Below are 8635 nucleotides of genomic sequence, written 5' to 3'. Positions count from 1 at the left end.
TCGACGGCTTCGGGGTTCCGCTCGGGGTCGAGCGAGTACAGCGCGCACAGGTACGGCGGCAGGGTCGCGTGTTCCAGCTCGATCGCCCACTGCAGATGTTCGCGGAGGCTGTCGAGGGTGTCGATCCGTGTTCGCTGTGGTTCCAGGTGTTTCATCGGTGTCCTGTCTCGGTTGTCGGAAGGGGGGCGTTTCACGCGACGTGATCGCCGGGCCGGGAGCCGTCCTCCAGCGTCTCGACCGCGTCGAGCAGGCCCCGCAGGGCGATCTGCTCGCGCTCGGCGTCCGTCGGGTCGAACAGCCAGTCGGTGACCGGCAGTTCGGCGACCTCCTCCGGATGGCTCGACTCCACCAGGGTCACCTCGGCCTCGACCTCGATCTGGAGCTCGTACAGAAAGTCGTCCTCGCCGTTGGGAGCGCTCATCATTCCTCCATGCGTTGCTCGGGGCGCGCTACTTGCCGGCGGTGGCCCAGTCGCGGTGGCGGATCGTGCCGAGGACCGCGCCCTCGCCCGGCACCAGCGTCCGCTCGCCCGGCACGCTGCCGTAGTAGCGCGCCTGCGGATTGCTGACCACCGTGCGCGCGTCTCCCCAGGCGGCCAGGGCGTCGCGGAAGAACTCGTCCATCCGGACGTTCTCGGGGCCGCCCACCTCGACCCGGCCGTTCAGCGGCTGCCCCACCGCGACCCGGCCGACCGCCTGGGCGACCTCCTCACCCGCGATGGGCTGGAACTGCACCGGCGCGATCCGCACCGTGTCACCGTCGGTGGCCGCGTCGGCGATGGCGCGCACGAACTCGAAGAACTGCGTCGCGTGCACCAGCGAGAACGGGATCCCCGACTTCTCGATCAACTGCTCCTGCACGATCTTCGCCGCGAAGTAGCCGTTGTCCGGCATCCGCTCCGTCCCCACCACCGACAGCGCGACGTGGTGACCGACCCCGGCCGCCGCCTCGGCGGTCTCGAAGAACTCCATCACCGCGGCCTTCATGGCGCACCCTCTCTGCCCGCCGGGGCACCCGTGTGCCAACCGGTCGTCAGCTAAGACAGGGCAGCCTTCGGGCTTGTGACAGTCGCCGCCGAAATTCCTCGCTGTCAGTGCTGGACGCCGATGACGGACAGCAGGCGGAGCTTGTCATGGCTCTCGCTGCCCGATGGCGCGGTGTACACGACGAGCATCTGGGTCTGATCGGGATCGATCAGCCTCTGGCAGTCCAGTTCGAGCAGGCCCAGCTCCGGGTGCTGGATGCGTTTGGGCGGGCAGTACAGGCCCGTGATCGGTTGCTCGCGCCACATCGCGGCGAACTCGGCGCTCCCGGCGAGCAGCGCGTCGACGATCGCCGTCACGCGCGGGTCCGTACGGTCGCGCGTGTAGAGCTCGTGCAGGTGCGCGGCGATGAGCCTGCTGTGCGGCGGATGGTCGTCCTCGGGAAAGATCGACCGCGCGGCAGGGTCGGCGAACCACCGGTAGAGGACGCTGCGGGCCATCCCGGTACGGAGGCTCTCGTCGCCGATCAGCGCCCTCGACAGCCGGGTCTGCTTCAGCGTCTCTCCGAGGTAGTTCACGACCTGGGCGGCGGCGTCCTCCAGGCCGTCGAAGATGCGCATCATGCCGGGATTGATGTGGTCGGCCCGCAGAGTCCGCTGCGGGACGGCATAACCCCCGAGCCGGAACAGATGATCACGTTCCTCCAGGGACAGCCGCAGGCCGCCGGCGATGGCGGCGAGCATCTGCTCCGACGGGTGCGGCCCCCGCCGCTGCTCCAGCCGGCTGTAGTAGTCGACCGACATGTCGGACAGCACGGCGACCTCCTCGCGCCGCAGCCCACCCGTACGCCGCCGCCCGCCACGAGGCAGCCCCACGTCTTCCGGCTGCAACGCCTCCCTGCGGCTTCGCAGGAACTCGGCGAGTCGGGCCCGGTCCACGATGATCGTCCTCCTTCGCGCGCTGCCGGCCGCCGGCATCCTCGAGTATCGGGGCCCCGTCCCCCCGTATCCATGTTCTGCTGATCCCTGGATAGAGACGACATTCCTCCCCGGGAGCCCCGCTGCCACGGTCGTCCCATGAGCAAGACAACCCACTGGATCGGCGGCCGGAGCGTCGCCGGATCCGCTCACCTGATCGACGTGGTGAACCCGGCCACCGGCGAGGTCATCGCCCAGGTGCCGGACGGCACCACCGCCGACCTCGACCAGGCCGTCGCCGCGGCGCAGGCGGCCTTCCCCGGCTGGGCCGCCACCGACCCGTCCGAACGCGCGCATGTCGTAGGGCGCATCGCGGAAGGACTGCGCGGCCGAGCCGAGGAGATCGCCACCACGATCACCGCCGAGATGGGCGCGCCCATCACGCTGTCCCGCGCCGCGCAGGCGGCCTTCCCGGTCGCGGTGGCCGCGTCCTTCGCCGAGCTCGGCGCCGGTTACGAGTGGACGGAGCAGATCGGCGACTCGCTGGTGGTACGCGAACCGATCGGCGTCGTGGGCGCCATCACGCCCTGGAACTTCCCCCTCCAGCAGATCGTCTCCAAGATGGCGCCCGCCCTGCTGGCAGGCAACACCATGGTCTTCAAGCCGTCGGAGATCGCGCCGCTGACGGCGCCGATCCTGGCCGAGGTCGCGGCCGAGGCGGGGCTGCCCGCCGGGGTGTTCAACGTCGTCCACGGCACCGGCCCGACCGTCGGTGTGGCCATCGCGGCGCATCCCGGCATCGACATGGTCTCGTTCACCGGCTCCACCCGTGCGGGCCGGCAGGTCTCCGCCGCGGCCTCGGAGACCATCAAGCGCGTCACGCTCGAGCTCGGCGGCAAGTCGGCGAACATCATCCTCGACGACGCCGACTTCGCCGAGGCGGTCGCTCATGGCATCGCCATGGTCCTCACCAACGGCGGCCAGGTCTGCGGTGCGTGGCCGCGGATGCTGGTGCCGGCGTCGCGGCAGGAGGAGGCGGTGGAACTGGCGGTGGCCGCCGCCGGCGCGTACGTCGTCGGCGATCCGACGGACGAGGCCACCGGCATCGGCCCGATGGCCTCCGAGCAGCACCGGCGACGGGTGAACGGCTACATCGAGCGGGGCGTCGCCGACGGCGCCCGGCTGGTCTTCGGCGGTCCGGGCCGGCCCGACGGGCTGGAGGCAGGCGCGTACGTACGGCCGACGATCTTCGCCGACGTCGCGCCGGACGCCGTGATCGCCCAGGAGGAGATCTTCGGCCCCGTCCTGACCATCATCCCGTACACTGGCGACGATCAGGCCGTGGAGATCGCCAACAGCACGACGTACGGGCTCACCGGCGCAGTGTTCGGCAGCCCCGATCGCGCGATGACGATCGCCCGCCGGCTGCGTACCGGCCAGGTGGACGTCAACGGCGCCGGCTGGAACGTGCTCGCGCCGTTCGGCGGGTACAAGCAGTCGGGCAACGGCCGCGAGTTCGGCCGCCACGGTCTCGAGGAGTATCTCGAGACCAAGTCCATCCAGAGCTGACCGCGGAGATCTCCCGGAACTGTCACCTGCCGCCGGGCTGTCCGCACTGCTCAAGGGGTAGGCGGCAGGTGACAGTCGAGGGGGGCGATGGCAGTGGCGGATCCCGGGCCGGGCGATCCGGAGGATCTCCAGCAGGCGGCGGCGGTGTTCGCCGGTGTGCGACCGCGGCTGTTCGGGATCGCCTACCGGATGCTGGCCAGCGCCACCGAGGCCGAGGACCTGGTGCAGGACGTCTGGCTGCGCTGGCAGGCCTACGACCGCGCCACCGTGAACGACCCCGCCGCGTTCCTGGCCACCACGACCACCCGGCTGGCGATCAACGCCACACAGTCCGCCCGCGTACGCCGCGAGACCTACATCGGCCCCTGGCTGCCCGAACCCGTCGACACCGGCGCCGACCCCTACCTCGGCGCCGAACGCGGCGAGGCCCTGGAATTCGCCGTCCTGCTGCTCCTGGAACGCCTCTCCCCCACCGAACGCGCCGCATACGTGCTGCGCGAGGCGTTCGACTACCCCTACCGGCAGATCGCCGACATCATCGAACTCAACGAACCCGCCGTACGCCAGCTGGTCAGCAGAGCCCGCAAACGCGTGCTCGTCGAACGCCGCACCCCCGTGACCAGAACCGAACAACGCAGGCTGCTGATCGCCTTCGTCGCCGCCGCCCGCTCCGGCGACATGACCGCGCTGGAAGAGCTCTTCGCCGCGGACGTGATCAGCTACTCCGACGGCGGCGGCGCCGTACGCGCCTCCCGGTTCCCCGTGGTGGGCGCGCCGCGGGTGGCGAAGTACGTACGGGCGTTCGCGAGCCGGTTCTGGGCCGGTGTGGACGTGGCCTGGGCGAGCACGAACGGCCAGACCTCCGCGCTGCTGAGCCGCGACGGACAGGTGTTCACGGTTCTCACCGTCAGCGCCTCGGACCAGGGCATCGACCAGGTGCTGTGGATGATGAACCCCGCCAAGATCACCGCAGTGTGAGCCGTGGAAGGTCACGACTCGCCGGTGGTGGCGAGCCGCGGGCCCTGACGACGCGTCCCGATGGCCGCGGTCGTGATCGTGACGGCGACCAGCAGCACGCAGATGGCCGTGATCGTCGCGACCACGGCGGCCACGCCGATCCAGGGCGCCGCGAGCGGCAACAGCAGGACGGCGGCGACGCAGCCCAGCACCGCGGCGGGATAGATGACGGGCTCGGCGGCGACCAGCGCGTGCGCCGCCCACAGCAGAGCGAGATACACACCGACCGGGATGGCGACCGCGTAGCCGAGTGCCTGCGGCGATGCCGCGACCGCGTGCCCGCTCTGCTCCACCGCCACCTCCAACCCCGCGCCGAGGGCCGCCAGTGCCGCGAAGATGCCGTAGTGGCCGTACCCCCACAGGTACGAGCGATGCCGGCGGTCGCTGAGCCCCTCCCCCGCCTCGATGAGGAAGTACAGCCACCAAAGGGCGAACAGCAGGACGAGCCCGCAACCGGCGATGACGACGAAGGTCGCCCTGATCTCGCCCGCTTCGAGCGCTCCCTCGACTCCCCTGCTCGCGGCCAGCACGCTCTCACCGAGCAGAATGATCGTGAACAGGCCGTAGCGCTCGGCGATGTGGTGCGGGTGCCAGGTGGTGGGCCTGGCCCGTTCCGCCCACCGCGGCACGGCGAGTTCCAGTACGTCCAGGAAGAGGAGGACCGGCAGCCCGAGGAAGGCGGGCAGGACGCCCGTCTCCGCGAGCACGTAACGGAGCGCCCAGCCCGTCGTCACGAGGCTGATGCCGGCGGCGTAGCGCAGCGCGGTGCGGCGGCGGGCCGGGTCCTCGAGACCGGCTCGCAGCCATTGGGCGACGAGCCCGATCCTCATGATGACGTAGCCCAGGGTGATGATCCCGTAGTCGGAATGACTGAACGCGGCGGGCACGCCGGCGGCGAGGGTCAGCACGCCGGCCATCTGCACCATGGTCAGCAGCCGGTAGGCGACATCGTCGGTGTCGTAGGACGAGGCGAACCAGGTGAAGTTCATCCACGCCCACCAGATCGCGAAGAACACCTGCAGGAACGGGACCACTGCGGCGAGACCGTGACCGTCGGCGATGTTGTGCGCAAGCTGGGCGGTGACGACGGCGACCGCGACCACGAAGGTGAGGTCGAACAGCAGCTCGAGCTGGCTCGAAGCGCGGTGCGGCTCGTCGATGGGGCGGGCGCTCATCCGGACCCGAATTCGGATGGTGGTGCCGATGGGTGCCAAGGTCTCGCTCCTGTCGCTCCGCAAACGTCCGGTCCGTCTGTAAGACAGGGCGACACCCCGGTCTGTGACAACACGGCATCAGAAGCTGTCACAGATCGCAAGGCTGTCCTGTCTGAGCCGGCAACCGAACACCAGCGACATCGACCTCAACGGCCTGCCGTTGGCTCGCTCACCTGGTCAGAGGCGCTGCTGACCGTCCTTCAGGCTCACCTGATGTCCGATTTCCTCATCCTCGGCCGCGGTCAGCACCACCTGCAGGAGCCCGGGGAAGCGAGCCTGCAGATCCTGCGCGCGCAAGGTCACGAAGCAGCGGGTGCCCTCCTGACGGGTGCGGGTCAGCCCGGCATCGCGCAGCACCCGTAGATGGTGGCTGAGCGTCGACTTGGCCACCGGCGCCTGCAACTCACCCCACCCGCGCTCCCGGCCGTCGGCCAGCACCCGTACCAGGCCTACCCGGATCGGATCGCTGAGCGCGGCCATCACCTCGGTCAGCCCGATCTCGCCCACTTCGGGGTGCCGCACTTGCCTCATTCCGTCATGGTAGCTTGTTCGATGTTTCACGAACAACGAACAAAGGAGGGTGACGTGACCGTCCCACCCGCCAGTCACCTGCAGGACCACGTCGCGATAGTGACCGGAGCCGGATCCGGGATCGGCCGTGCCATCGCGATCGCCCTCGCCCGCGCCGGAGCGCACGTGCTCGGCGTCGGCCGCCGCGCCGAAGCCCTGCACCAGACCGCCGCCCACCATCCGGGCATCACCGCCCTGCCCGCCGACATCACCTCCGCCGGCGCGCCACAGGCCGTCGTCGAGGCGGCCGTCGACCGCTGGGACCGCCTGGACGTCCTGGTCAACAACGCCGGCGCCACCGCCGTCATGCCGCTGGCCGACACCGACGCCGCGCGCATCGCCGACCTGCTGGCCCTCAACGTCACCGCACCCAGCCTGCTCGCCCACGCCGCGCTGCCGCACCTGCGCACCAGCCGCGGCACGATCATCAACATCTCCAGCACGTACGGCCACTGCCCCCTGCCGGGCGCCGCCCACTACGCCGCCACCAAGGCCGCGCTGGAGCAGTTGACCCGCAGTTGGGCGCTGGAGCTGGCCACCGACGGCATCCGCGTCAACGCCCTGGCTCCCGGCCCCACCGAAAGCGAGGCCCTGACCGCCGCCGGTCTGTCTGACGCCGTTGTCGAGCAGATCAAGCGCGAGGAGGCAGCCCGTATCCCGCTCGGCCGGCGCGGCACTCCCGAGGAGGTGGCCGCCTGGATCGTGCACCTCGCCGGGCCGGCCGCCAACTGGATTACGGGGCAGATCCTCACCATCGACGGTGGCTTGGAGTTGACGAGCGGCTGACCCGCCAAACGGGCCGCCGTGGTACGGCAATCCGGCGTGCACGTGAGCCTCCTCACCGGCATAGCGATCGTCTACGGGGCTCATACAGGACCCATGATCGAATCGGCTGGCCTTTCGTCATCCCCACGCTCGCCGCGGCAGGCCATCTCCTGAATGCCGGAAGCATCGTGGGGCCGATCGGGTAACGACCGATCGATCAGTTACGCGGTCAACCGGCCGGGGCTGCTCCTTTGGCAGGGTGGGCGTCAGTCGGCCCACCGCCTCGCCGGTCAACGGGTGGGCGTCAGTCGGCCCACCTGCGCCGTACGCCGCCTCGCCACACCTCCTCGATGGCTCGCGTAGCCGTGATGTCCGTGGTCGGGTCGCCGTTCACGAGCAGCAGGTCGGCCCGGAGGCCAGGGGCGATGCGGCCCCGGTCGGCGAGGCCGAAGAGGCGGGCCGTGGTGCCGGTGGCCGCCGCCAGCGCCTGCTCCGCCGTCCAGCCCGCCTCCGTCAGCAGGAGCAGCTCGTGGTGGAGCCCCGCCCCATGCACCGGCCCGAACGGGGTGCAGTCCGTGCCCGCCAGCACCGGCACCCCCGCCCGCCGCAGGGCCGCGGCCGCGTGCGAGGCGTTCATGACGCCCTGGGAGTGCATGGGGATGTCCGCCCACTCCCGGCCGAACGTGGCCTTCGAGCGGTCCGACATGCGCGCGGCGATCCGCGGGTCCCGCAGCAGCTCCTGGCCGTTCGGGTCGCCGGTGACGGCCTCGATGTAGGTGATCGTGCTGATCACGAACGCGTCGTACGAGGCGATCCTGGCCGCCGTCTCCTCGGCCTGCTCCTCGTTCACGTCGGAGTACAGGTGCGCGAGCCCGTCGGCGCCGGCGTCCAGGGCGACGATCGCCTCCCTGGCGGTGACCGTGTGCGCGATGACCCGCAGGCCGGCGGCATGCCCGGCCTCGACCAGGACGGCGGCGAGCTCGGGGCTGAGGGCGGGCAGCCGCATCCCGGACGACCCGCCGTCGTCGATGGCGATCTTGAGGTAGTCGACGCCCTCGGCCAGCCGCGCCTCCACGAACGCCTTGGCCTCGCCCGAGTCGGCCACCGTGTCGAGGGCGCGGTCCGTGCCGAGGGCCTTGAGCAGGTCCGCGGTCATGATCTGGGTCGGGTGCCCGTGAGGGGCGGTGGCGATCATGCTGGAGCTGCGGATGTCGGCCACGTCGTCGCGTTCGGCGGCCTGCCGGCGCTGGGCGGCGAGGAGCGGCGGCAGGTTGTTCATGTCGAGCTCGGTGGTGACGCCGAACGTCAGCGCCTCGGCCAGGTCGCCCTCGAAGGCGTGCGTGTGCGCGTCGATCAGGCCGGGCAGCAGGGTATTCCCAGTGCCGTCGATCTCGACGTCCACGGGGCCGCCGGCCGCACGGATACGGTCGCCGTCGATCTCGGCGTCCACGAGTCCGGCGACCGCGCCGATGCGTTCGCCGTCGATCACCACGTCAGCAGCAGGCACGGTCCGCTCGCCGTCGAAGACCCGGACGCCACGGATCAGGGTACGCATACTTCTCCCCAGATAATTCGACATCTAACTAACTTTGAACCGAAT

Annotated in this window: 10 protein-coding genes; 3 read left to right on the top strand and 7 right to left on the bottom strand. The window is 70.6% G+C overall.

Annotated elements, in window-relative coordinates:
• The 4 genes from ACIBI9_RS18390 to ACIBI9_RS18375 all read right to left on the bottom strand — a co-directional run.
• Window positions 1-155, bottom strand: a 155-nt coding sequence (locus ACIBI9_RS18390) for a ferritin-like domain-containing protein (RefSeq protein ID WP_397223318.1), incomplete at its 3' end; no start/stop codon positions are given.
• A 35-nt stretch (window positions 156-190) separates the two neighbouring features.
• Entirely contained in the window at window positions 191-424 is a 234-nt protein-coding gene (locus ACIBI9_RS18385; protein ID WP_397223303.1) for a hypothetical protein, read from the bottom strand.
• A gap of 25 nt (window positions 425-449) precedes the next feature.
• Window positions 450-986, bottom strand: a complete 537-nt coding sequence (locus ACIBI9_RS18380) for an SDR family oxidoreductase (protein ID WP_397223302.1) — start codon at window positions 984-986, stop codon at window positions 450-452.
• A 104-nt stretch (window positions 987-1090) separates the two neighbouring features.
• Window positions 1091-1921 (bottom strand): helix-turn-helix transcriptional regulator, encoded by an 831-nt coding sequence (locus ACIBI9_RS18375; RefSeq protein WP_397223301.1) that lies wholly within the window; start codon window positions 1919-1921, stop codon window positions 1091-1093.
• Window positions 1922-2059: 138 nt separating this feature from the next.
• Between ACIBI9_RS18375 and ACIBI9_RS18370 the strand changes: the two genes are divergently transcribed.
• Both ACIBI9_RS18370 and ACIBI9_RS18365 read left to right on the top strand, forming a co-directional pair.
• Window positions 2060-3469 (top strand): aldehyde dehydrogenase family protein, encoded by a 1410-nt coding sequence (locus tag ACIBI9_RS18370; protein WP_397223299.1) that lies wholly within the window; start codon window positions 2060-2062, stop codon window positions 3467-3469.
• Between the two features lie 87 nt (window positions 3470-3556).
• Window positions 3557-4447 (top strand): RNA polymerase sigma-70 factor, encoded by an 891-nt coding sequence (locus ACIBI9_RS18365; protein WP_397223298.1) that lies wholly within the window; start codon window positions 3557-3559, stop codon window positions 4445-4447.
• 11 nt (window positions 4448-4458) lie between these two features.
• Here the strand turns inward: ACIBI9_RS18365 and ACIBI9_RS18360 are convergent, their stop codons facing one another.
• Window positions 4459-5700 (bottom strand): low temperature requirement protein A, encoded by a 1242-nt coding sequence (locus tag ACIBI9_RS18360; protein ID WP_397223297.1) that lies wholly within the window; start codon window positions 5698-5700, stop codon window positions 4459-4461.
• A 177-nt stretch (window positions 5701-5877) separates the two neighbouring features.
• Complete coding sequence (locus tag ACIBI9_RS18355) at window positions 5878-6231, bottom strand: ArsR/SmtB family transcription factor (RefSeq protein WP_397223296.1); 354 nt, start codon at window positions 6229-6231, stop codon at window positions 5878-5880.
• Window positions 6232-6285: 54 nt separating this feature from the next.
• On the opposite strand from ACIBI9_RS18355, the gene ACIBI9_RS18350 reads away from it, so the two are divergent.
• Window positions 6286-7056: an SDR family NAD(P)-dependent oxidoreductase gene (locus ACIBI9_RS18350; protein WP_397223294.1), complete on the top strand. Its 771-nt coding sequence runs from the start codon at window positions 6286-6288 to the stop codon at window positions 7054-7056.
• A gap of 283 nt (window positions 7057-7339) precedes the next feature.
• Here ACIBI9_RS18350 and ACIBI9_RS18345 read toward each other — a convergent pair whose 3' ends face one another.
• The gene (locus ACIBI9_RS18345; protein WP_397223293.1) at window positions 7340-8590 is read right to left on the bottom strand and encodes an amidohydrolase family protein; all 1251 of its coding nucleotides are present in this window, start codon (window positions 8588-8590) and stop codon (window positions 7340-7342) included.
• Window positions 8591-8635 lie beyond the last annotated feature (45 nt).

Source organism: Nonomuraea sp. NPDC050451 (genome assembly GCF_044458585.1).
Note: the sequence above shows the minus strand (reverse complement) of the source record. Positions and strands in the feature narration are given on the sequence as shown.

Excerpts from the sequence above, each read along its gene's own strand:
- ACIBI9_RS18385 (WP_397223303.1), bottom strand. The coding sequence starts at position 424 with ATGATGAGCGCTCCCAACGGCGAGGACGACTTTCTGTACGAGCTCCAG.
- ACIBI9_RS18380 (WP_397223302.1), bottom strand. The coding sequence starts at position 986 with ATGAAGGCCGCGGTGATGGAGTTCTTCGAGACCGCCGAGGCGGCGGCC.
- ACIBI9_RS18370 (WP_397223299.1), top strand. The coding sequence starts at position 2,060 with ATGAGCAAGACAACCCACTGGATCGGCGGCCGGAGCGTCGCCGGATCC.
- ACIBI9_RS18365 (WP_397223298.1), top strand. The coding sequence starts at position 3,557 with ATGGCAGTGGCGGATCCCGGGCCGGGCGATCCGGAGGATCTCCAGCAG.
- ACIBI9_RS18355 (WP_397223296.1), bottom strand. The coding sequence starts at position 6,231 with ATGAGGCAAGTGCGGCACCCCGAAGTGGGCGAGATCGGGCTGACCGAG.
- ACIBI9_RS18345 (WP_397223293.1), bottom strand. The coding sequence starts at position 8,590 with ATGCGTACCCTGATCCGTGGCGTCCGGGTCTTCGACGGCGAGCGGACC.